The following is a 22,998-nucleotide window of genomic DNA, read 5'->3' on the forward strand; positions in this document are numbered from 1 at the left end:
TCCGGCTCCCTCCTTCCGGTTCACTCCTTCCGGTTCACTCCTTCCGGTTCGCTCCTTCCGGTTCGCTCCTTCCGGGTTGCTTGCCGGGCACTCGGATTCCTCAGCCCGAGCTGTGTTTCTTTTGGATCCAGTGATGTATACAGACATGGATACACTCTGCTCGACGCGAGAGGCCGTCTTATGCCGCACACCGTCGGCGCCGCCGACCTGCTGGGGTTCGCCGCCGCGACCACAGAAGCCCATGGCGTCCCGTCCGCTGACGCCCGCCTGCTCGCGGACACGCTGGTGACCGCGGAGCTGTGGGGGCACCCGTCCCATGGAATGCTGCGCCTGCCCTGGTACCTCAGCCGTATCGAGAGCGGAGCGACCACTGCCGTCACCGCCCCCGAGATCGTGACCGACAACGGTGCCGTCCTCGTCGTGGACGGGCGGGACGGACTGGGCCAGGTACTCACCCACCGTGCGGTGACCTGGGGTGTGGAGCGCGCCCAGCAGCACGGGATCAGCGCGGTCGCCGTACGCAACTCCGGTCACTTCGGCACGGCCGCCTACTTCACCCGCAAGGCCGCCGAGCAGGGCTGTGTGGCGCTGCTGGCCACCAACGCCAGCCCCGCGATGGCCCCGTGGGGCGGCCGGGAGAAGCGGATCGGCACCAACCCGTGGTCGATCGCCGCACCGGGCGGCCGCCACGGCACGGTCGTGATGGACATCGCCAACACCGCCGTGGCGCGCGGCAAGATCTACCACGCCCGGGAGCGCGGCGCGCCGATCCCCAAGGGCTGGGCGGCCGACGCCGACGGTGTGCCGACCACCGATCCGCGCCGTGCCATCGAGGGTCTGATCCTGCCCATGGCCGGCCACAAGGGCTACGCCATCTCCTTCATGTTCGACGTCCTGGCGGGCGTGCTGACCGGCAGCGCCTTCGGCTCGTCCGTCGTCGGCCCCTACCACCCCACCGGTCGCAGCGGCGTGGGGCACCTGCTGATCTGCGTGGACATCCGGTCGATGGCCGACCCGGCCGAGTTCGAGGCGCGGATGGAGGCCCTGATCGAGGAGACCAAGTCCACCCCGGCCGCCCCCGGCACGGCCGAGATCCTCGTCCCCGGAGAACCGGAGATCCGCACCGCCGAGCGGCTGCGCACCGAGGGCATCACGGTCGTCGACGACACCTGGGCCGCCCTGGCGCGCGTCGCCGACGCCACCGCCGTACCTCTGCCCGCACCCGCCTCCACGCCCGCACCCGCACCCACACCCGCACCCGCACCCGCACCCGCACCCGAGGAGCTCTCCGCATGATCGCGCTGACCGTGTCTGTCCAGGTCGTCCCCGGCTGCCGTGACGACTTCCTGAAGGCCATCGAGGAGAACGCCGCGCGTTCCTTCACCGACGAGCCCGGCTGCCGCTACTTCGACGTCGTCTGTGACCTGTCCGACGACCATCACTTCGTCTTTCACGAGATCTACGACGACGAGGCCGCCGTCGAGGCCCACCGCGCCGCGCCCCACTACAAGGTCTGGCGCGAGGCGGCGGCGAAGTACGTCGTCCCGGGCAGCCAGGTCAACACGCTCTCCCGCCGCCTGTTCCACCACTCCTGATCACTCCTAACCAATCATCACCGCCCCTGACCACTCCCGAGCACTCCTGACCACCAACGGAGCCGTCCGATGTGCACCAAGCCCGCTGAACCGAACCTGCTGATCCGCCCCGACGAGGTCGAACGCTTCGACCGTGGTGGAGGCGTCGCCACCATCCCCTACGTGGGCCGGTGGAACTCCGGGACAGCCGTCATCACCACCGGGCAGACCGTCTTCCAGCCCGGTACCGGCCTGCCCCTGCACAGCCACAACGTCGAGGAGTCGGTGCTGATCCTCGAAGGCGAGGCGACCGCGGAGATCGACGGTGAGTTCTTCGACCTGGAGGCCGGCCAGGCGACCTGGGTTCCGGCGGGCATCCCGCACCGGTTCTTCAACCGGGGTGAGGGCGTCATGCGGATCTACTGGGTCTACGGCGGCCGGGACGTCACCCGCACGATCACCGCCACCGGCGAGACCTTCGAGCACCTCTCGGAGCACGACAAGGGAGGGGCACCCACCACATGAACAGCACCACGATCGAGACCGTCAACCCGGCCACCGGCCGACCGACAGCCGCCTACGAGGCCTGGGACGCCGCGCGGATCGAGACCGCCGTGGAGCGGGCCCATGCCGCCTCCCTCACCTGGGCACGGGTGCCGGTCGCCGAACGGGCCGCCCGGGCGGCGCGCCTCGCGGACACGCTGCGCGAGCACGCCGGGCAGCTCGCCGACCTCGCCGTGGCCGAGATGGGCAAGCCCGTCGCCGAAGCGGCAGGAGAGGTGGAGAAGTCCGCGCTGACCGCCGACTACTACGCCCGGCAGGGCCCGGACCACCTCGCCGACCAGCGCGTCGCCATCGACGGCGCCGAAGCCTGGGTGGCGTACGAGCCGGCCGGACTGCTGCTCGCGGTCATGCCCTGGAACTTCCCCGTCTGGCAGGTCATGCGCTTCGCCGTTCCCGCGCTGGTGGCGGGCAACGGCATCCTGCTCAAGCACGCCTCCAACGTCACCGGCAGCGCCCTTGCCCTGCAGGACCTCTTCGTCGAGGCGGGATTCCCCGACAACCTGGTCAGCGCCCTGGTGGTCGCGGATGCGGACGTTCCCGCTGTGACCGCGCGGCTCATCGAGGACGAACGCATCGCCGCCGTCACGCTCACCGGCAGCAACCGCGCAGGTGCGGCCGTCGGGGCGGCGGCCGGACGCGCCGCGAAGAAGTCCGTTCTGGAACTGGGCGGTTCGGACGCGTTCGTGGTCCTCGACGACGCCGACGTCGAGCGAGCCGCGGCGGCGGCGGTCAGGGCCCGGTTCACCAATTCCGGGCAGAGCTGTGTGTGCGCGAAGCGGTTCATCGTCGCCGAGCCCGTGGCGGACGCGTTCACCGCCGCGTTCGTGGCCGGCGTGGAAAGCCTCCGCCTCGGTGACCCGCGCGACCCGGACACCCAGGTCGGTCCCCTGGCCCGGGACGACCTGCGCGCGGCGATACAGCGGCAGGTCGAGGAATCGGTGGCCGCCGGAGCCCGCCTGCTCACCGGAGGCAAGCCGCTTCCGGGCGAGGGCTACTTCCACCAGCCGACCGTGCTCGCCGGCACCGGGCCGGGCATGGCCGCCTTCGACGAGGAGACCTTCGGCCCGCTGGCCGCGATCGCCGTCGCCCGGGACGACGAGGACTGCGTACGGCTCGCCAACGCCACCGCCTACGGTCTGGGCCTGAGCGTGTGGACCGCCGACGCGTCCCGGGGCGTCGATGTCGCCCGCCGTATCACCAGTGGCGCCGCGTTCGTCAACGCGATCGTCGCTTCCGACCCGCGCCTGCCCTTCGGGGGTACCAAGCGCAGCGGCTACGGCCGCGAACTGGCCGCCGAGGGCATCCGCGAGTTCACGAACACGCGCACCTACTGGGTCGCGGCCTGACCGTCCGTCCGCACGGTCCGTCCACACCGTCCGTCCACACCGTCTGTCCACACCTGCAGTCCTGACCGGACGCGGGAAGCCCACCTGACGGGGAAGCCCACCTGACAAGGTGAGTCGGGTCAGGGCGCCGCCGTCCGCCTGTGGCCTGGCCGCTTGATGACAGCGCGCGTGACTGTCGCGTGGCGGGGCAACGGGATTGGATGGAGGGCCCAGTACGGGGGATTCCTTGAAGGACCGGTCCATCCGGCTGTGCGCTGCCCGGGTCCTCGATGTGAGCCGCATGAGGGTCCTCCGGGCGACGAACCGTCGTCCCGAGGACGCGGCGTTGCCCGGGCCGGCTGGTTGAAGGGTGCTGCCCGTGGTGGACCGGTCCGCCCCAGTGCGGGCCCGGCCGTCCTCGGGTCGGCCCGGTCAGATCGGAGAGACCGATGAAACGTGTCAGGGACCACGCAGCTCCGCGCATCGTCCTGGTGGGCGCGACGGGAGCCCTCGGGGCCACCGTCCTTGAGTTGATCGGCGAACTCGGGTTGCGTTACCGGGACATCCAGCTCGTGGCCTCGGCCCGGTCGGCGGGCCGTGAGGCTCCGGTCGGGGGGCGGCCACAGACGGTCGTGAGCCTGGACGACGCCGACTTCGCGGATGCCGATCTGGTCCTCTTCTGCACCGGCGAGGCGGTCAGCGGCCGCTGGGCGCCCGCGGCGGCGGCCGCAGGGGCGCTGGTCGTCGACAGCTCCGGCGCCTTCCGCACCGACCCGGACACCCCGCTGCTCGTCCCGCCGGTCAACGGCCACCTGATGGAGCGGTACCCGGGCGGCATCGTCGCCGGGGCCGGCGGTCTCACGGTGCCGCTGGTCCTGCTGCTGCACGACATCGAGCGGCGCTGGGGTGTGCGCCAAGTGGTGCTGAGCAGTTACCAGGCGGCTTCCGGCCGGGGCCACCAGGGCGTCGAGGAACTCCTCGAAGGCAGCGAACTGGCGCTGAGGGACCCGGACGCCGAGCTGCCCACCGACTGCTTCCGTCCCGCGCAGGCCTTCAATGTGGTCCCCGCCGTCGGGTCGTTGCTGGAGAACGGGTCCAGCACCGAGGAACAGCACCTCGTGCAGGAAACCCGCCGGATCCTCGACCTACCGCATCTGAACGTCGCCGCGACCTGCGTCCGGGTGCCGGTGGTGCAAGGGCACTCGGCGGCCGTGTACATCGAGGCGGGGGGCCCGGTGGTGCGCCGGGACCTGGTCGAACTGCTGGCCTCGCTGCCCCGGGTCGTGGTGCACGACAGTGAACCCCCGAGTGGCCCTCCGACACCGCTGACCGCCGGCGACCCGGACCGCATCCACGTGGGACGGATCCGGGTCACCCCGCACAATCCGCGCGGCTTCTGGCTGTGGCTGGTCTTCGACAACCTGCGTGTGGCCGCGCTCAATCTCCTCCAGATCGCCCAGACCGCGCAGACCGCGCAGGCCCGGCCGCCGCGGGCCGGAACCCGCCTGGGTGAGTCGGCACACCGCTGAAGGGCATACGGGACGCCGGGCCGCTCCATGTGGACGAGGCGGAGGCGGCCCGGCGCGGAAGGGCGATTCCTGTTGGACCGGCTCAACCCGGCATCACGGAAACTCGTTCCCGGGGAGATTCGGCTGCACCAGATCCCACTTGTCGTCGGCGACCGTAACGAGGGTCCGATCCGCATCGGACGATACGGCGGCGACCGCCGAGCTCGCGGAACCAATGATTCCGCCAGCGAGAAGGAAGACCGCCACACGACGACGGAACAGAACGCGCCGGTTATTCGCCATCACGCCTCCACCATTCGATTAATTCGACAGCACGGCACCGTGGTTTCCGGGCTCCTTCGAAGCCTGTCAGTCGAAATGATCCGGTTCGAGGCTCAAGCGGTGTCCTATGATGGCGCGGCCACAAGTGGATAGCGGAGACGTCAAGTGGAGTGAGCCCTTTGGAGAGCCAACCCCTGTTAGACGACCTGGCGGTTGACGCCTACCGATCCGCGTTGCGAACCGGTGTCTTCGTCGACGACGAAGTCGCCGCCGATCTGGGTGTGGAGCCCGCGCGGGTCACCGAGGCCCGCAAGACCCTTCAGGATCTACGACTGCTCAGCGCCTCCGGCGACGACGGTCCCGTGGTGCCCCTCGACCCGGAGGTCGTGGAGGCCGAGCTGGTGACGCCGCTGGAGATGTCCATCGCTCGTCAGCGGCACCGGATGGTGGAAATCCACCAGCAGTTGCACTCACTTGCGGGACTCTACCGCTCAGTCGAGCGTTCCCATTCCCGGGATGAACCGATTCGCGCTCTGGAGAACGCCGGGGATGTGCGGCGCGAGATCGATCTGGCGAGACACCGCTGCTCCGAGGAGCGGTTGAGTCTTCAACCGGGCGGAGGCCGGTCGGCGGAACTCCTACAACAGGACGTCGTACAGACGCAGGAAATGCTGCGGCGCGGTGTCCGTATACGGACGCTTTATCAGCACACGGCCCGGGCGAGTCTCACGACCCGGACCTATGTCCGGCAAATCTGCGCGGACGGCGCGGAGGTCCGTACCGCGGAGGAACTTTCCGAACGACTCATCATCTACGACCGCAGAATTGCCTTTGTCCCCATGGAACGGAAGGGCAGTGAACCGCCCGGGGCGGCGGTGGTCACCGACCCGACGCTGGTGGCGTACCTGTGCCGCTCCTTCGAGGCCGCGTGGCAGGTCGGCCGGCCCTTCGGGAACAGCCCCGAGTCCGAGGACAGCCAGCAGGTGAGCGCGGTTCTCCGGTCGTCGATCCTGCGGCTGATGTCCATGGGGCTCAAGGACGAGGTGATCGCCCGCCGCCTCGGCATGGCGACCCGGACCTGCCGCCGCTACATCTCCGCGCTCATGGACGAACTCGGCGCCACCAGCCGCTTCCAGGCCGGGGTGATCATCGGCCACCGGGAGGCATCGGCCGGGGCCGGGGCCGGGGCCAGAGCCCTGGAGGATCCGGAAGGAGACACCGCCGACTGTACGGCCTGAGTACCGGTGGCTCCGGCGAACCGCACGAGCAACGAGCAACGAGCGCCGAGCGCCGAGCGCCGAGCATCACGCTGACCGGGAGGAGTCCCACCCGCCCCGATGTCCACAACTGGCCACGCCAGCACAGGACGTCGGTGACGCCTCGTATCCGCCCTGCCTCCCATGCGACCTTGTCGGCACCGGCTGGCGACACCGGCTGACGACACCGGCTGACGACATCGATGTCGCATGGGAGAGAGCGATGACAGACCTCATCAGCCTCGAAGAGGCCGAGAAACTGGACGTCGACCAAGTACACGAGCTCTACCGCACATACATCAACAAGAGCCAGGTCCGGCTGATGACCTCCTTCGGCTTCGGCCGGGAGCTCGTCGACCACGCCGAGGGCGCCTACGTCCACACCCGCGACGGCCGCAGGATCCTGGACTTCACCGGCGGGGTGGGCGTCCTCAACCACGGCCACAACCACCCGCGCATCCTGGCGGCCCGGCAGCGCTTCCAGGAGCGGCGGCGCATGGAGGTGCACAAGACCTACTTCTCGCCCTATCTGGCGGCCCTCGGCCACAACCTGTCGGCGGTGCTGCCGGGCGACCTGACCCGTTCGTTCCTGCCCAACTCCGGCGCCGAGGCCGTCGAGGGCGCGGTGAAGCTGGCGTACAAGTACCACGGCGGACGGCGGCGGCAGATCCTGCGGGCCGACATCAGCTTCCACGGCAAGCTGCTGGGCTCCGGCGGACTCACCGGCGGCGCGCAGAACCACTTCGACTTCCCGACGATCCCCGGCATCCGCACCTTCGCCTACGACGACCTGGACTCGGTGCGCCGGACGCTGGCCGAGGCCCGCGACGCGGACGGGCGCAGTGATGTGTACGCGCTGCTCGTCGAGCCGTTCAGCGCGTCCACGATGCGCTGGTGCTCGGAGGACTTCCTGCGCGGGCTGCGCGAGTTGTGCACGGCCGAGGACATCGTGCTGGTCTTCGACGAGATCTACACCGGCTGGGGCAAGACCGGCAGCATGTTCCACTTCACCCGGTACGAGGGCCTGGTGCCGGACGTGGTGACCACGTCGAAGTCCTTCGGTGGCGGCAAGTCCTCCGTCTCGGCCTATGTGGCACGGGAGCCGGTCTTCCGCAGGGCGTACGACAACATGACGGACGCCATGATGCAGAGCACGAGTACGACGTACTACGGCTTCGGCGAGGAGACGGCCACGGCCATCGAGGCGATCAACGTGGCGGTCGAGGACGACTACCCGGCGCGGGCGCGCGCCATCGAGGCGGTGCTGCGGCCGGGCCTGGAGCGCATCCGCAAGACGTATCCGGACCTGATCGCGGACGTGTGCGGTTCCGGCGCGCTGTTCGGGGTCTTCCTGTCCGGCGGGCCCAAGGTGCTGGACCTCATCGGCAAGCTGCCGGCCGGCGGTCCGGCCAAGGACCCGCTGATCCGCACCAAGATCATCACGGCGGCGGTCATCGACACGCTGTACCGCAAGCACGACATCTACTCGTACTACACGCTCAACGGCCGCAGTCCGCTGGTGGTGAGTCCGCCGCTGGTGGCGGGGCCGGAGGAGGTCGAGCGGTTCCTCGACGCCCTGGACGCCACGCTCGCGGAGGGCATGGGCCGGCTGGTGGGCCGCTTCGTGCGGGAGCGGGTGAGCTCGCTGTGGTGACGAACATGACGAACCCTCAGGAGAACGGGCCGATCGACCCGCGATGGTCCTCGCTGCCCGGCCGTGTCGCCGTCACCGGTGCCGCCGGAGTGCTCGGCGCCCATCTGGTGGAGCGGCTGTTGCGGGAGGGCAAGGAGGTCCGCGCCTTCGACCGGCGTCCGGTACCCGCGGCGCCCGGCCTCGTGTCGTTCACCGGTGACATACGGGACCGGCGGGCGGTCGCCGAGGCGCTGGACGGCGCCGACGCCCTGGTCCACTGCGCCTCGGCGTTGCCCAGCTATCCCACGGCCGACATCCGTTCGATCGTCGTCGAGGGCACGACGACCGTGCTGGAGGCGGCCCGCGCCATGGCGGTCCCGCGGGTGGTGCACATCTCCTCGACGGCCGTGTACGGGTTGCCTCGGCTGGTCCCCACGCCGGAGGACTTCCCGCACTCGCCCGTGGACCCCTACAGCTCGGCGAAGGCCGAGGCGGAGACGGTCGCGGAGCGGTTCCGGGCGGCGGGGATGTGCCTGCCGGTGCTGCGGCCCAAGACCTTCCTGGGCCCCGGCCGGATGGGGCTGTTCGACATGCTGTTCCAGTGGGCCGAGGAGGGCCGGCACTTCCCGGTCCTGGGCAAGGGTGACGTCCGTATCCAGATGCTGGCGCTGGAGGACCTGGTGGACGCCGTGCTGACCGTGCTGCGTGCCCCGGACGAGGTGGCCTGCGACACGTACAACATCGGCGCCGCCGAGTTCGGCACCCTGCGCGAGGACTTCCAGGCGGTGCTGGACGCGGCGGGGCACGGCAGGCGGGTGGTGTCGGTGCCGGGCCGGCCCGCGGTGGCGGTGTTGCGGGCGCTGGAGCGGACCCGGCTGTCACCGGTGTACGGGCGGCTGTTGTCCAAGCTGCTGGCCGACTCGTACGTCTCGGTCGACAAGGCCGGGGAGCGGCTCGGCTTCCGTCCGCGGTGGTCGAACCGGGACGCCATCCTCCGTACGTACGACTGGTGGCGCGAGCAGCGGGCGACGGCCGCGTCCGGTGCGGCGGGTACTGCGGGCGCATCCGGCGGCCCGACCAGCCGGGACCCCTGGCGTCAGGGGGTACTGGGAATGGTCAAGGTGCTCTTCTGACATGCCCACGACTAACGAAGGGGTGGCTGCCGCGCACCAGCGGGAGCCGACGCCCGCCCTCGATCCCGAACCGTCCGCCCTCTCCGACACCGGTACCGGCACCGGCACCGGCACCAGCAACCGGCCGCGAACCCGCTGGTGCACGGGGACCCGGCTGCTCGTCACTGCCACGGCCGCCTGGGCGTTGCTGCTCGTCCTGCACGTACTGCTGGCCGGCCGGTGGTGGCCCTGGCTCGTGGCCGAGGCGGTGCCGCCGCTGACGCTGGTGGCGGTGCCGCTGCTGCTCCTCGCGGTCACCCCGCTCGCCCGGCCCGTGCGCCGGTGGCTGTCCGCCGTCCTGGTCGTCCTGCTGCTGGCCGGGGCGTACCTGGCGGACCTCGGCCCGGCCCGGGGCGAGGGCACCGACAGCGCACAGGGCACCACCGTCAAGGTCTTCGCCTGGTCCACGGACTACTGGCGGATGACCGACGACACGGACGACTTCTACGCCTTCCTGCGGCGCCAGAACGCCGATGTGTACCTGTTGCAGGAGTACCTGTACTGGGAGGGCGACCAGCCGGTCCGCATCGACGACACGGACCGGCTGCGGCGGGAGTTCCCGGGCTACAGCCTGTCCGTGGAGGGCGAGTTGCTGACCCTCTCCCGGCTGCCCGTCGTCGCCGAGCACCACCGGAAGGTGTCCGACGGCGGCACGGACTGGTACTGGAAGGGCTCCAAGACCCAGCGCACCGACCTACGGGTCGACGGGCGCACCGTCTCGTTCTACAACGTGCACCTCCCGGTGCCCTTCCGTGTCGGGGACAACCCGTTCACCGGCCGCTTCCGCGGCTTCCTGCGCGACCAGTACGACCGGCGGGAGCGGGAGTTGCGCGCCCTGCGCACGGACCTGGCGGACAACCCCCATCCGGCCGTGGTGGCCGGCGACTTCAACTCGCCCTGGATGGGCCGGCTGCTCCGGCTCGGCTCGGGCTCCCGGGTGCACCGCCCCGACGGCTCGCTGCTGCCCGCCCTCTCCTGGCCCGTCTCCGACTATCCCCTGCCGCGACTGTGGCGACTGGACTGGCTCTTCACCACCGGCGACCTGGCCGTACCCGCCTACCGCTTCCACGGCGGCGAGGCCTTCTCGGACCACGTGGCGCAGGAGATCCGCGTCACCGTCCCGGACGGCGCCTCCTGACACTCCGGCTTCCCGAACAGAGCCGAAGCGCACCCCGAGCCGCCCCGAAACACACCCCAACCCGCTCCGAAGCGCACCCCCACCCGCTCCGAAACGCACCCCTCCCCGTCCCGAAGCTCACCCCGAACCGATCCCAAGCGCACCCTCTGACACCCCTGAGGAGGAACCCCACCGTGAGGGTACCCAGCAGATTCGATGTGACGGTGATGCTCGACTACTACGCCCCGTACGTCAGCGGGCTCACCGAGGCGGCCCGGATGACCGCCGAGGGCCTGGCCGCCCGAGGCTGGAAGGTGGCCGTCGCCTGCGCCCAGCACGATCCGGCGCTGCCCCGCCACGAGGTCATCAACGGCGTCCATGTCTTCCGTGCACCGGTGCTCACCCGCATCAGCCGCGGCTTCGTCGCCCCCGCCCTGCCGCTGCTCGTCCGGCGTCTCGCGGCGCGCTCCGACATCCTGCACATGCACCTGCCCAACCCGGAGGCCGCCTTCGTCGCCGCGCTCAAGGGCAGCGCCCGGCTCGTGGTGACATACCACATCGACGTGTTCCTGCCCGACAGCCCCGTGAACCGCTTCGGCATGCGAGCCGTCGACCAGGTCTGCAGGTCCGCCGTCCGCAAGGCGGACCTGGTCATCACCAACAGCGAGGACCAGGCGCGCGGTTCACGGATCTGGCCCACGATCCGCAGCCGCACGCTGGCCCCCATCCCCTCCCCGTGCGTGGACCGCAGCGGCGGCGCTCCCCGGCTGCGCGACGGGGACGGGCTGCACATCGGCTTCATGGGGCGGATCGCCGTCGACAAGGGCATCGAGTACCTCATACGAGCCTTCCGCTCCCTCGACGACCCACGCGCCCGGCTGCTGATCGCCGGGGACTACACGACCGTCGCGGGCGGCAGCAACATCGCCCAGCTGCGCCAGGAGGCCGGTGACGACCCGCGGATCCGGTTCACCGGGCTGCTGCGCGGCGAGGCGGTACGGGACTTCTACGCCTCGATCGACGTCTTCGCGCTGCCCTCGGTCTCGGAGTCCTTCGGCATCGTCCAGGTCGAGGCGATGATGGCGGGCGTTCCGCCCGTGTCCACGAACCTGTCCGGCTCCCGCTATCCGGTGGAGGCCACGGGATTCGGACGGCTGGTCCCGCCCCGCGACCCGGCGGCGCTGCGCGAGGCGGTCCTGGAGCTGGCCGAACTGCCCGCCGAGGACCGTGAGGCGGGCCGGGAGGCGGCGACGAAGCTCTTCGGCGGCGAGGCCTTCCTCGACGCGCACGAAGAGGCGTTCCGGCGGCTCCTGCCGGGGGTGCGGTCATGACGGGCCCGAGCCGCACGGACACCGTGGACGGGCAGAGCGGGACGGACACCGTGGTCGGGCAGAGCGCCCCGGCCTCGACGACGACGGCCCAGGACCCGGCCCGCACCGCGAGCGGGCCACCCGCCCCGGCCACCGAGCCCACCGAGCCCGCGGTGCCCCGGCGTTCGCGGCTGCCGGCGGGGCTGGTGCTGCTGCGGCCCCGCCAGTGGGTGAAGAACGTGTTCGTCCTGATCGCCCCGCTGGCCGTGGACCCGGCGGCCGTGTTCCGTCACCCGGGGGCGATGCTGGCCACCCTGGTGGCGTTCACGGCCGCGTCCGCCGCGGTGTACGTCCTCAACGACTGGCTGGACCGGGACCGGGACCGGCTGCACCCGGTCAAACGCCACCGGCCGCTGGCCTCCGGGCGGGTGGGCCCCCTCGGCGCACTGCTGCTGGGCGCCGCCTGTCTCGCGGCGCTGGCCGGCACCGGGGCGCTGCTGCCCCCGTCGGCGCGGGCGGCCATCGCCGGGTACGCGGTGCTGAACCTCGCGTACTGCCTGGCGCTGAAGCACTACCCGCTCGTCGACGTCAGCCTGGTGGCGGCCGGCTTCGTCCTGCGGGCCGTCGCGGGCTGCGTGGCGGTGGCGGCCCCCTTCAACCCCGCGCTCGTCATCAGCATCTACTGCACCTGCCTGCTGCTGTCGCTCGGCAAACGGCGGCACGAACTGGTCACCGCCGAGCTGCGGGGACAGGCCGTCGCCGGACGGCCCGCCCTCTCCGGGTACTCGGTACCGCTGCTCGACCAGCTCATGGCCGTACTCGTGGCCGCCACCCTGATCAGCTACGAGCTGTTCGCCCTGTCCGCCCCCCAGCCGCACGCGGCCGTACTGGCCGTCGTCACCGTGCCCTTCGCCATCTTCGCCGCCTGCCGCTACGTGCAACTGGTGGCGGTACGGCGCAGCGGCGGGGAGCCGGGCCGGGACGTGCTCACGGACGTCCCGCTCGTGATCAACGCCGTGCTGTGGCTGGCCTGCCTGGCCATCGGCCGTTTCGTGTGAGGTGCCCCCCCATGAACCCGGAGAACCCCATGACCCCGGAGACCTCCGTGAACCCGGAGACCTCCGTGAATCCGAGGACCTCCACGAGCCCGAGGACCTCCATGAGCCCGAGGCGAGCCCCCACCGTCTCCGTCATCGTCCCCAACCACAACTACGCGCGGACCCTGCGTCACTGCCTCCAGGCCGTCGTGGAGCAGACCTACCCGCACATCGAGATCGTCGTCGTCGACGACGGCAGCACCGACGAATCCCCGCAGATCGCCGGGGAGTTCCCGGTCCGGCTGGTGCGCACCGCCAACGGCGGGGTCTCCGCCGCCCGCAACACCGGGGTGCGGCACAGCACCGGGGACATCCTGTTCTTCCTCGACTCCGACATCGCGCTGCGCCCCGACGCGGTCCGGATCGCCGTGGACGTCCTGGAGGCCGACCCCGGAGTCGGCTTCGTCTGCGGCATCTACGACTCCGTACCGCTCATCGACGACGGCCCGGTAGAGCGCTACAAGGTGCTCCACGGCCACTACTGGCGGCGGCGCACCGCCGGGAGCGTCAAGGCAGCGTACTTCTCGATCGGTGCGATGCCGCGCAGCGCGTACCACCGGGCGGGCCCGCTGGACGAGTCGCTGCGCGACACCGAGGACGTGGAGTACGGCGCCCGGCTCGCGGCCGTCTCGACCGTGCTGCTCGATCCGCGGATCGTGGGGCGCCACGATGACGACGACCGGCTCGGCGTCCTGCTGCGCAAGCAGTACCGCCGCTCGGTGCCCCTGGTGGCCCTCTTCGCCGACCGCGGCCGTGACCGCCCGCAACTGTCGGACACCGCGTACCGGCCGACGGCGGTGGCGGGCACCTCCCTGGCCCTGGCCGGGCTCGCCGCCCTGCCGTTGTGGCCGGTGGCGGGCGCCGCCGCCGTGGTCGCGGGGCTCGGCGCCTTCGCCGTCGAGGAGCGGAGACTGCTGCGCTTCCTGCGCTCGGCCGCGGGCCCGCGCGCACTGCCCCTGATGGCCGGCCTGCACGTCCTGGTGACCGCCGCCACCGGGGTGGCCGCCCTGGAGGGTGCCGCCCGCTGGGCCCTCTCACCGGCCTTCCGGCACCGCTACCGGGGGGCGCCGAGCCCCGTCGGGAGTACGGCCTCGGCCGGGACCACCGGTCATGCCTGAGCGCTCCGCCGGAAGTGTGCTTCGGAAGGTGGGGGCCGTCGCGCGGCGGCGGTGGGTGCGCGCGACGGTCACGGTGCTGGTGCTGGCGCTGTGCTCCGGCTTCCTCCTGCGGTCGTTCGCTCGGGACCGGGCCGCGACGGGCGCGGCCCTTGGAGAGCTGGGGCCGCTGCTCCCGCTGGCACTGGTCCCAGCGGTGGCCGGGCTGTGGCTGACCGCGCTGTCCTGGCGGGAACCCTTGCAGGCCTTGGCCGTGCCGATGTCCCGCGCCTCGGCGGTACGGATCTTCGCGGCGGGCCAACTGGGCAAGTACGTCCCCGGCGTGATGTGGTCGATCGTGCTCCAGACCCGTCTCGCGGCGGCCTCCGGCATCACGGTCCTCCACTTCACCGCGGCCTTCGGCGTCTACGCCGCGGTGTCGCTGTCCACCGGTGCCGCGCTGGGGCTGCCCGCCCTGGCGCGGTACGCCCACGGCGGCGGGGCCGCGGTCCTCGCCGCCGCCCTGGCGCCGCTGGCGCTGCTTCTCCTGCCGAGGGTGCTGACGGCCGCGGTCCGGCTGCTCACGGCGGTACCGGCCCTGGCCCGCAGGCTCGCCCCGGTCCCGTACGCGGCGCTCCGGCGCTCCGTGCGGCTGTGCGCGCTGTCCTGGGTGGTGACCGGCGTGCATCTGTGGCTGTTCGCCGTCGCGCTGGGCGCGGATCCGCTCGACGCGCTGCTGCCGTGCCTGGCCGGGTTCGCGGTGGCGACCTCGCTGGCCAGCGTGGTGGTCGTCGTACCGGACGGGCTCGGGGTGCGGGAGGCACTGCTCGCGGTGTCCCTGGCGTCGGTGCTGCCCGCGCCCGAGGCGGCCGTCGCCGCGGCGGCGAGCCGCCTGGTGCTCGCCGCGGCGGACGTTCTGGCCTTCGGGTACGGCTCCGTCGCGGCGCGCGGGGCCGGCCCGGCTCCCGATCCCTCTCCCTTGTCCCCCGCCAAGCCCGATACCCAATACACCAGCTGACACCGGATGACAGGGGGTGACAGGCGGCGACAGCTGGAATGACACCCCTGCAACCTCCGACCACGAAAGGACAGCGCATGCTGACGACGGCCTACGGAGACTCGGTCATGGACCGGCTCCGCACCACTGGAGTCGCCCTGGGCACCATGTACTTCGGCACCACCGTCGACGAGTCGACCTCCCGGGCAATCCTCGACCGCTTCGCCGAGCGCGGCGGCCGGCTGCTCGACACGGCCAACTGCTACGCCTTCTGGGCCCCCGACGGCACCGGCGAGGAGTCGGAGCTGGTCATCGGGCGCTGGCTGGCCGCGACCGGCGCCCGCGACGAGATGCTCATCGCCACCAAGGTGGGCTGCCTGCCCGACCCGCTGGACGGGCCCTTCCCCGAGTCCGCCGAGGGGCTGCGTCCCGAGGTCGTCCTCAAACAGTTCGCACGCAGCACGGAACGGCTGGGCTGCCCTGCGGTCGACCTGTACCTCACCCACGCCGACGATCCCGCGACTCCCCTCGCCGACACCCTGGGAGCCCTCTCGGAGCTGGTGGCCTCCGGCCGGGTGGGCGTCGTCGGCGCGAGCAACCCGGACGCGGCCCGGCTGCGCGAGGCGGCCCGGCTGGCCTCAGCGGACGAGACGACCGCGGCCCCCCGCGTCGTACAGGTGCGGCACTCCTACCTGTGGCCGGACCCGGCGGCCGACATCCGGCCGCAGCTTCCGCTGGACCATGCCCTGGTCGCGTACGCCACCGAGCACGATGCCTTGCTCCAGGGATACTCGCCGCTCCTCCAGGGCGCGCTGACCCGTACCGACCGGGAACTGAGCCCGGAGTACCGGAGCGCCGAGAACGAGCGACGGCTGAGCCGGCTGCGGGAGCTGGCCGAGCGCCTGGGGGTGACGGCCAACCAGCTGTCGCTCGCATGGATGGCGAGCGGCCGGGTGCCCGTCATGCCGGTGCTGGGCGTGAGCAGTGTGGCCCAGCTCGACGAGGCCCTGGACGGGCTCGCGCTGGAACTGCCGGAGGAGGTACGCGCCCAACTCGACGAACTGGCTCCACTGGGGGAACTCGGAATCGAGAATGCCGCCGACGAACCCGGCCTCTAAAGGGGCCACTGTGGCCACAAAAACGATACCGAGCCACAGCACACGCAGAATTCACACACAGAATTCATCGTCTCCTCCGTGAGAAACACCACAGAGAGCGATATCCGAGGAAACAGAGAGGCGACGGGGAGGGGACGGGGAGGGGTAATCCATTTGCGGGCGCGGGCGGGAGGCCTCCCCCGTCCCCTCTTGCGCGGCCGGGGGAGAATGGACGGTGGCCCATCATCAAGGGGGCCACCGGACGTGTACGAGGAGGAGAAGACATGGCGGAGCCCACGCCGCGTCGGAACGAACCGCGGCTACGCCCCGCGCCCCTGCTCTTCGAGCCCACGGAAGCGGCCGCCGACCCGGAGCACTTCTTCGATCTGGAGTCGATCGACGACCCGCGGGCGCTGCTGGCCCGTGCGACGGACCTGGCGCACGCGTTCCGCGCGGCGGCCGACCGGGCCGTGGAGTTCCAGGCCATCGCGGCGGCCCAGCTCGCCGACCCGCGCCGCTTCGACCGGCTGACACCGGCGGACATCGCCGAGCGGGCCGAGTGGACCGAGGACTACGCGAAGAAGATGGTCGACTTCGGCCGGGACCTGATGCGAGGGCTGGACGGGCAGGGCCCCGAGACGCTGTGAGCGGGAGGGCACGAGCCGGCGTCGTCGGCTCACGATGCCCGCGATGCCCGCGACCGAACCACAACCGAACCACGATCTGCGGCTACCGCGCTGGCATATGCCGGGCGGGAAGATACCCCACTCGCGTACCTCCCGTCCCGATTTCCGGCAACCGCCCGGAATCGGGCACTCACCGCCGGTACATCTGGACGGCATGAGCGAGCACCCGCATCCGCAGAATCGTTCGGTGAGCGCGCACCCCCACCACCAGGTCGACGCTCCGGACGGCACCGCCTCGGACGTCACCCCGGAAGGGGCTGCCTGGCTTGCCTCGGCAGGAACGTATCCGCGCAGCGCGCTCTCGCTGTGGGAGGAACGGCCCGCCGCACCGGTCGTCCTGCCCTGCGGCACGGTCTTCGACATCGTCGGCGTGCCCGCGCTCTTCGGGCGGCGGATGCTGGACCGGCTGTGGGAGGAGGGCCCGGGCTCAGGACCCGTGGCGACGTACCGCGGACGCATGCTCCTGTTCGCCGCACCCGGCACCGCCCAGCGCCTGCCCTCTCTCCTGGCGTGGGAGGAGTGGGGCTCGCCCGGCAGGACCGGCGCCGTACCGCCGCTGCTGTGCCACGGCACCGGTGACGCGGTGACCGTCCCGGCCCTGCGCCCCGCGCCCGAGAGCACCACCGCCGACCGGCTCGCGAGCCGCTGGCTCGTCGCCCCCGACACCCGCACACCGTGGCTTCCGGGGCCCGAGGTCCTACTGTGGGCGGCCGTCCGGGCGGCCCGCTCCGCGGTCTCCGCGGCCGTGCGGATATCGATTTTTCCTCCCGCCGACCAGGGTGCTAAGGTCTAGCACGTCAGCAGGCGCCGCTAGCTCAGTTGGTTAGAGCAGCTGACTCTTAATCAGCGGGTCCGGGGTTCGAGTCCCTGGCGGCGCACGATGTCGATGGCGAGGCGTGTTCGCGGAAAGCGCGAACCGGTCTCGCCATCGTCGTTTTTGCGCGGCTTCGCCGCGCGTTGTGGGGGCTTCGCCACCCACACCCCCATCCGCGGAGACTGGTGGCTGTGGGGTGAGGAGGGACCCCGATGCCTGCCCGAGTCCGGAGTGACCGTGAGGTACAAGGTGCCCCCCCGGGGGGAGCCGTGGACTGTCGAGTCCGCCCCCGCGGCCTGGCCCGGACCGGACGGAGTGCCGTGGGGCACAAGGTTCCCCGAAGGCCCTAGTCCAGGATCGTGATCCGTACCGTCCAGGCGCCCGTGGGGGTTCGGCCGTCGACCTGTACCCGTACGTTCTCGCCCGGCACCGTGAAGCTCTCCCCTACTGCGACCGGGGCGTCCGCGAGCGGAGGGTAGACCGACTCGTTGCCGCAGGACTCGGTGAGGGGGTGGGCGTCGACCACCTCGACGGGGCCTCCGCCGGACTCGGTGCCGCTGCGGATGCGGTAGACGAGGATGCCCTGGCTGCAGACGGAGCCGTCGTTGCCCACCGGACCACGCGCCTCGAAGCCGAGCGCGCTGTCCCGCCCGGTCCGCACCACTGCCAGCTTCGTACCGCGCCCGGTGCCGAAGGCGACCGGGTCCGCCGCCTCGACGACCTGGTCGCCGACCCCGAACGCCCTCGTCCCCAGTGCCTGCCCGTCGGCCGCACCGGGCTCCGGCCCGGCCGCCCCGACCGTCGCGGCCTCGTCCGGCGCCGGACCCGCCGACAGGGGCTCCAGCGTCAGGCGGGTCACCCCCGACCCTCGTACGCACGCCACCTGGTGCGGTTCCAGCCAGCCGAGTTTCCACTTGTGCCAGCCGAAGAGGTCCGGGGCGAGGCCGAACTGGCTGCCCATGAGGTCCCAGTCGCCGACGTACGTGTCCCAGTCGCCCTTGCCGTCGGTGGGGCGGTGGTAGAGGTCGGGCAGGTCGAAGACGTGGCCGGTCTCGTGGGCGAGGACGAGACGGTCCGGGGGATGGTTCTCGAAGACGGTGACGACACGGCGGATCAGCGTGCCGTCGGCCTCCAGCGGCGTGTCGAGGTTGACGACCTTCGTCGCGTCCGAGTCGACGCCCGGGGCGTCCGGGTCGGCCACGAAGTACACGACGTCGTAGGCCGAGAAGTCGACCCGGTCGTCGGCCGCGCGCAGGGCGTCGCGCAGATAGGCGGTCCGGTGCGCGGCGTCCCAGTCGCGCTCTATGGCGTAGGCGGTGGACGGCCGCGGCATCTGGATCCAGTCGTTCCGCGGGTGCGGGCGCAGCGTGAACCTGCCGTACGAGGCACGCTCGAAGAAGCGGCTGGTGGCCGGGAAGTGGTCGGCGGCCAGTTCGGCCGGGGTCGTCATCGGGGCGGAGTCCGGGAAGGACAGGAAGACCAGCAGGGCGTCGAGGGGGCGGGTGGGGCGCGGGTAGGAGGCGTTCCAGGTGTCGACGCCCTCCGAATGGTGGGCACCGGTCCGCTTCAGCGCGCAGGCCTCCGACAGGGGCACGGCCACCGAGGGCGCGGCGATCAGACAGGTCGCGGCGAGGGCCAGCGAGGTGAACACGGCGGCGGCGCCACGCGGACTCGGTGACCGGCCGAGGGAGCACTCCCCCAGGACAAGTTCCTTCAGAAAGCGGCGGATTCCAGCGCGTGCGCGCGCCGCGAGGGGCCCGTGGACGAGTCCCTTCCTGGGGAGCGGGCGCGACACATGAACCTCCGGATGCGAGCTTCGGTGACTTCGCACCCAGAATGTGATAGTTCGTGACACTTCGCCTTGTTTGCGCGGTCCGGACGGGTGAGAGGGCCCGCGCGCCGACACCCCGGGAGCTCACGGAACGTCACAATCGGTCGACCCGCGGAACGAAGCCGTCCAGGGAGGGGCAGAAACGATCTGTCAGAACCGAGGGGTGTTCCGGGACACTGAAGTGTGGCTGCACCGGCCTGAGGGCAGCCTCTATGATCGGCACACTTTCCTGCACGGACACGGCTTGAGCGGCAGCCCGCATCCGGTCTGCCGCCCCGAACGCGAGACACGAGATCCGTACGAACGACGAGCGCACTGCGGGAGCGAACGGTGAGCGGAACATCCGAAGGGCAGGCGCCCGCGGTGGATCTGGTCCAGCCGATCGTCACAGAGCGTGACGTTGACACAGCACGTCGTACCCTCACGCCCCTCACCACCACACTGGCGTCACGTACGCCCCATGCGTTCCGTGCCGCCTTCGTCGCGGCGCCGCTCGCCATGGCCGTGGTGAACCGCAAGGGGCTGGTGGTCATCGCCAACGACACGATGGGCCAGCTGCTCGGGGGTGGTGCGGAGAGGCTGGTCGGGCGGGTCGCCGCCGATCTGGTGGACCTGGCCTCGGACGCCCGCACGGGGCACGCGTACCGCGAGATGCTGCGTGGCCGCCAGGCCCGTCTGTGCTGCACACGCCGCATCAGGCACCCCGACGGACGCTCCCTGTGGGTGCAGGTGACGGTGTCGCCGCTGCCCAGGGAGGCCGCCGTACAGGGCGAGCCGACGGGCACCGGGGCGGGGAGCGCACTCACGGACTCCGGCGAACCGGCGCACCACCAGAGCGACTTCGGCCATTCAGCACACCGGCTGCCGGACCCCGACAGACCGACGCGCGGCCCGGTCGATGCCGGCGGGCACGTATCCAAACCGGCCAACTTCCGTTCCTCCGCCGCCCTCCATGCGGAGCCCATCGTCCTGCTGTCCGTCGCCGACATCACTTCCCGGCGTGAACTCCAGGCGCGACTACGGCACTTGGAGGTGCACGACCCCGTGACCCGGCTGCCCAACCGGACGCTCTTCTTCGAGCGGCTGTCGGCGGCGCTGGAGGCGGAGGCGTACGAGGAGAGCGGGACCGGCCGGATCGGGCTCTGCTATCTGGACCTGGACGGCTTCAAGGCGATCAACGACACGCTCGGGCACCGGGTCGGCGACCGGCTCCTCGCGGCCGTCGCCAGGCGGCTGACGAAGTGCGCGGAGGAGGCGCGGTGCGCCCGGACGAGCGAGCCGCTGGTCGCCCGGCTCGGCGGTGACGAGTTCGCGCTGCTCGTCGAGGACTCCACCGGCACCGACCAGCTCGCCGAGCTCGCGGAGTCCGTACTGAAGGCCCTGCAAGCGCCGTTCGACATCGCCGGCCGGCGGCTGTCCGTCTCCGCGTCGATCGGCGTGGTGGAGCGGCGCGCGGCGGGCACGACCGCGACGGCTCTGATGCAGGCCGCCGACACGACGCTGTACTGGGCGAAGGCCGACGGCAGGTCCCGCTGGACGCTCTTCGACCCCGAGCGCAACGCCCACCGGATGACCCGTCAGGCCCTGTCCTCCACGCTCCGGCCGGCCGTCGACCGCGGTGAGTTCGAGCTGGAGTACCAGCCGTTGGTGGACATGGAGGGCGGCGAGGTGCGCGGGGTCGAGGCGCTGGTGCGCTGGAACCATCCTCAGTTCGGCACGCTGCAGCCGAATCGGTTCATCTCACTGGCCGAGGAGGACGGTTCCATCGTGCAGCTCGGCCGGTGGGTCCTCGCCACCGCGTGCCGGCAGGCGCGGCGCTGGCAGCTCGACCACCCCGACCGGGCACCGCTCTTCATCAGCGTGAACGTGGCCGTGCGCCAGGTCTGGGACTCCGACCTGGTCGCGGACGTGGCGGAGATCCTCGCGGAGACGGGGCTGCCTCCGCACCTGCTCCAGCTCGAACTCACCGAGTCGGCCGTCATGGGCTCCGCCGGCCGCCCGCTCCAGGCCCTCCAGGCGCTGAGCGACATGGGCGTACGCATCGCCATCGACGACTTCGGCACCGGGTACTCGAACCTCGCCTACCTCAGCCGGCTGCCGGTCTCCGTGCTGAAGCTGGACGGGGCGTTCGTGCGCGGCTTCCAGTACGAGAACGGCGAGGGCACCGAAGTCGACCCGACCCCCGCCGACGAGGTCATCGTCGAGGCGCTCGTCCAGCTCGCCCACCGGCTCGGGATCACGGTCACCGCCGAGTGCGTGGAGACGACCTCGCAGGCGTCGCGGCTGCGGCGCATCGGCTGTGACACCGGCCAGGGGTGGCTGTACTCGCGGCCGGTGTCGGCGGACCGTATCGCCGAACTGCTGACGACGGTGACCTGTCCGCAGGCCTGAGGGCGGGCCCGGCTCAACCGGCCCGCCCGGCCGGCCGGTTCACCCGGCCCGGCTCACGCCGTCGGCAACTCGTAGGCGTCCGCGATCAGTTCGTACGAGCGCAGGCGCAGGTCCGGGTTGTGGGCGTGGGAGGTGATCATCAACTCGTCGGCGCCCGTGCGCTTCTGGAGGTCGTCGAGGCCGGCGCGGACCTCCTCCACCGTGCCGTGGATGACGTTGGAGTTCCAGCTCGCGATGAACTCCCGCTCCATCGGGCTGAACTCGTACGCCTCCGCCTCCTCGGGGGTGGGCACCAGGCCCGGGCGGCCGGTGCGCAGGCGGACCATGTTCAGCGCGGCGGCCATGACCTGACGGCGGGCTTCCCTCTCGTCCTCGGCGGCGAGGGCGGAGACGCCGATGAGGGCGTACGGCTCGTCCAGGACGGCGGAGGGCCGGAAGGACTCTCGGTACAGGTCGAGGGCCGGGATCGTGTTCTGCGCGGAGAAGTGGTGCGCGAAGGCGAAGGGCAGGCCGAGGGCGGCGGCGAGGCGGGCGCTGAAGCCGGAGGAACCGAGGAGCCAGACGGGCGGGCGGTGCGGGGACTGTACGCCGCCGGGGGACGTCCCCTGGACGGGGCCCGGGACGGCATGGATACGGCTGTAGGGGTGGCCGTCGGGGAAGTCGTCGTCCAGGAAGCGGGTGAGTTCCGCGAGCTGCTCGGGGAAGTCGTCGGCGCCTTCGTGAAGGCGATCGGTGCGGCGGAGGGCGGCTGCCGTGGCACCGTCCGTGCCCGGGGCGCGGCCGAGGCCCAGGTCGATACGGCCCGGGGCCATCGCCTCAAGCGTGCCGAACTGCTCCGCGATGACCAGGGGGGCGTGGTTGGGGAGCATCACGCCGCCCGAGCCGAGGCGGATGCGGGTGGTGTGGGCGGCGAGGTGGGCGAGGATCACGGCGGGGGAGCTCGATGCGACGCCCGGCATGGAGTGGTGCTCGGCGACCCAGTAGCGGTGGTAGCCGCGGGACTCCGCGAGGCGGGACAGTTCGACGCCGGCGCGGAGGGCGTCGGTGGCGGTGCGGCCTGCGCCGACGGTGACCAGGTCCAGGACGGAGAGGGGGACGGGGGCGGTGCCCTGTGCCGCGCCTCGGATCTCGTCTCCGGGGCTCTGGTTTCCGCGGCTCTGGTCTCCGCGGTTCTCGGCTCCGGGGCTTTCGTCTCCGCGGCTCTCGGTGCCTCGGCTCTCGTCTGCCGTCACGGTGGGTGCCTCCTGTGG

At 71.6% G+C, this 22,998-nt stretch carries 20 protein-coding genes and 1 tRNA gene; 19 read left to right on the forward strand and 2 right to left on the reverse strand.

Annotated elements, in window-relative coordinates:
• Nucleotides 1-180 precede the first annotated feature (180 nt).
• The 18 genes from E0500_RS02820 to E0500_RS02905 all read left to right on the forward strand — a co-directional run bounded on the left by E0500_RS02820 (nucleotide 181) and on the right by E0500_RS02905 (nucleotide 17,590).
• On the forward strand, nucleotides 181-1,296 hold the full coding sequence (locus tag E0500_RS02820; protein ID WP_131562447.1) for an Ldh family oxidoreductase: 1,116 nt from the start codon (nucleotides 181-183) through the stop codon (nucleotides 1,294-1,296).
• Nucleotides 1,293-1,595, forward strand: a complete 303-nt coding sequence (locus E0500_RS02825) for a putative quinol monooxygenase (RefSeq protein WP_131562449.1) — start codon at nucleotides 1,293-1,295, stop codon at nucleotides 1,593-1,595. The genes E0500_RS02820 and E0500_RS02825 overlap by 4 nt, the downstream gene beginning before the upstream one ends.
• Nucleotides 1,596-1,664: 69 nt before the next feature.
• Nucleotides 1,665-2,099: a cupin domain-containing protein gene (locus E0500_RS02830; RefSeq protein WP_131562451.1), complete on the forward strand. Its 435-nt coding sequence runs from the start codon at nucleotides 1,665-1,667 to the stop codon at nucleotides 2,097-2,099.
• A complete protein-coding gene (locus E0500_RS02835; RefSeq protein WP_131562453.1) occupies nucleotides 2,096-3,484 on the forward strand; it encodes an aldehyde dehydrogenase family protein in 1,389 nt (462 codons plus the stop codon). Before E0500_RS02830 ends, E0500_RS02835 begins: the two co-directional genes overlap by 4 nt.
• Nucleotides 3,485-3,912: 428 nt before the next feature.
• Complete coding sequence (locus E0500_RS02840) at nucleotides 3,913-4,992, forward strand: aspartate-semialdehyde dehydrogenase (RefSeq protein WP_131562456.1); 1,080 nt, start codon at nucleotides 3,913-3,915, stop codon at nucleotides 4,990-4,992.
• 72 nt (nucleotides 4,993-5,064) lie between these two features.
• Nucleotides 5,065-5,406, forward strand: coding sequence for a hypothetical protein (locus E0500_RS02845; RefSeq protein WP_131562458.1), 342 nt, complete (start codon nucleotides 5,065-5,067; stop codon nucleotides 5,404-5,406).
• A gap of 80 nt (nucleotides 5,407-5,486) precedes the next feature.
• Nucleotides 5,487-6,491, forward strand: coding sequence for a LuxR C-terminal-related transcriptional regulator (locus tag E0500_RS02850; RefSeq protein WP_131562461.1), 1,005 nt, complete (start codon nucleotides 5,487-5,489; stop codon nucleotides 6,489-6,491).
• A gap of 241 nt (nucleotides 6,492-6,732) precedes the next feature.
• Entirely contained in the window at nucleotides 6,733-8,163 is a 1,431-nt protein-coding gene (locus E0500_RS02855; protein WP_131562463.1) for an aspartate aminotransferase family protein, read from the forward strand.
• A gap of 5 nt (nucleotides 8,164-8,168) precedes the next feature.
• Nucleotides 8,169-9,275 (forward strand): NAD(P)-dependent oxidoreductase, encoded by a 1,107-nt coding sequence (locus tag E0500_RS02860; protein WP_131562465.1) that lies wholly within the window; start codon nucleotides 8,169-8,171, stop codon nucleotides 9,273-9,275.
• Nucleotide 9,276: 1 nt separating this feature from the next.
• Complete coding sequence (locus E0500_RS02865) at nucleotides 9,277-10,452, forward strand: endonuclease/exonuclease/phosphatase family protein (protein WP_131562467.1); 1,176 nt, start codon at nucleotides 9,277-9,279, stop codon at nucleotides 10,450-10,452.
• A gap of 173 nt (nucleotides 10,453-10,625) precedes the next feature.
• Entirely contained in the window at nucleotides 10,626-11,762 is a 1,137-nt protein-coding gene (locus E0500_RS02870) for a glycosyltransferase family 4 protein (protein WP_309504851.1), read from the forward strand.
• The gene (locus E0500_RS02875) at nucleotides 11,759-12,799 is read left to right on the forward strand and encodes a UbiA prenyltransferase family protein (protein ID WP_131570067.1); all 1,041 of its coding nucleotides are present in this window, start codon (nucleotides 11,759-11,761) and stop codon (nucleotides 12,797-12,799) included. The genes E0500_RS02870 and E0500_RS02875 overlap by 4 nt, the downstream gene beginning before the upstream one ends.
• An 11-nt stretch (nucleotides 12,800-12,810) precedes the next feature.
• On the forward strand, nucleotides 12,811-13,956 hold the full coding sequence (locus E0500_RS02880) for a glycosyltransferase family 2 protein (protein WP_131570065.1): 1,146 nt from the start codon (nucleotides 12,811-12,813) through the stop codon (nucleotides 13,954-13,956).
• The gene (locus tag E0500_RS02885; protein ID WP_131570063.1) at nucleotides 13,949-14,950 is read left to right on the forward strand and encodes a lysylphosphatidylglycerol synthase domain-containing protein; all 1,002 of its coding nucleotides are present in this window, start codon (nucleotides 13,949-13,951) and stop codon (nucleotides 14,948-14,950) included. Before E0500_RS02880 ends, E0500_RS02885 begins: the two co-directional genes overlap by 8 nt.
• A 77-nt stretch (nucleotides 14,951-15,027) precedes the next feature.
• On the forward strand, nucleotides 15,028-16,047 hold the full coding sequence (locus tag E0500_RS02890) for an aldo/keto reductase (RefSeq protein WP_258572596.1): 1,020 nt from the start codon (nucleotides 15,028-15,030) through the stop codon (nucleotides 16,045-16,047).
• A 263-nt stretch (nucleotides 16,048-16,310) separates the two neighbouring features.
• Complete coding sequence (locus E0500_RS02895; protein WP_131570061.1) at nucleotides 16,311-16,673, forward strand: hypothetical protein; 363 nt, start codon at nucleotides 16,311-16,313, stop codon at nucleotides 16,671-16,673.
• Nucleotides 16,674-16,899: 226 nt separating this feature from the next.
• Nucleotides 16,900-17,505, forward strand: coding sequence for a bifunctional DNA primase/polymerase (locus tag E0500_RS02900; RefSeq protein WP_309504852.1), 606 nt, complete (start codon nucleotides 16,900-16,902; stop codon nucleotides 17,503-17,505).
• 11 nt (nucleotides 17,506-17,516) lie between these two features.
• A tRNA-Lys gene (locus tag E0500_RS02905) sits at nucleotides 17,517-17,590 on the forward strand.
• A 282-nt stretch (nucleotides 17,591-17,872) separates the two neighbouring features.
• Here the strand turns inward: E0500_RS02905 and E0500_RS02910 are convergent.
• Nucleotides 17,873-19,321: a M6 family metalloprotease domain-containing protein gene (locus tag E0500_RS02910; RefSeq protein ID WP_399118471.1), complete on the reverse strand. Its 1,449-nt coding sequence runs from the start codon at nucleotides 19,319-19,321 to the stop codon at nucleotides 17,873-17,875.
• A gap of 477 nt (nucleotides 19,322-19,798) precedes the next feature.
• Between E0500_RS02910 and E0500_RS02920 the strand changes: the two genes are divergently transcribed.
• A complete protein-coding gene (locus E0500_RS02920) occupies nucleotides 19,799-21,748 on the forward strand; it encodes a putative bifunctional diguanylate cyclase/phosphodiesterase (protein ID WP_399120139.1) in 1,950 nt (649 codons plus the stop codon).
• A 53-nt stretch (nucleotides 21,749-21,801) separates the two neighbouring features.
• Here E0500_RS02920 and E0500_RS02925 read toward each other — a convergent pair whose 3' ends face one another.
• A complete protein-coding gene (locus E0500_RS02925; protein ID WP_131570069.1) occupies nucleotides 21,802-22,875 on the reverse strand; it encodes an LLM class flavin-dependent oxidoreductase in 1,074 nt (357 codons plus the stop codon).
• Between the last annotated feature and the right edge of the window lie 123 nt (nucleotides 22,876-22,998).

The sequence above is a fragment of the Streptomyces sp. KM273126 genome, from assembly GCF_004337435.2.
GTDB classification, from domain to species: Bacteria; Actinomycetota; Actinomycetes; order Streptomycetales; family Streptomycetaceae; genus Streptomyces; species Streptomyces acidicola.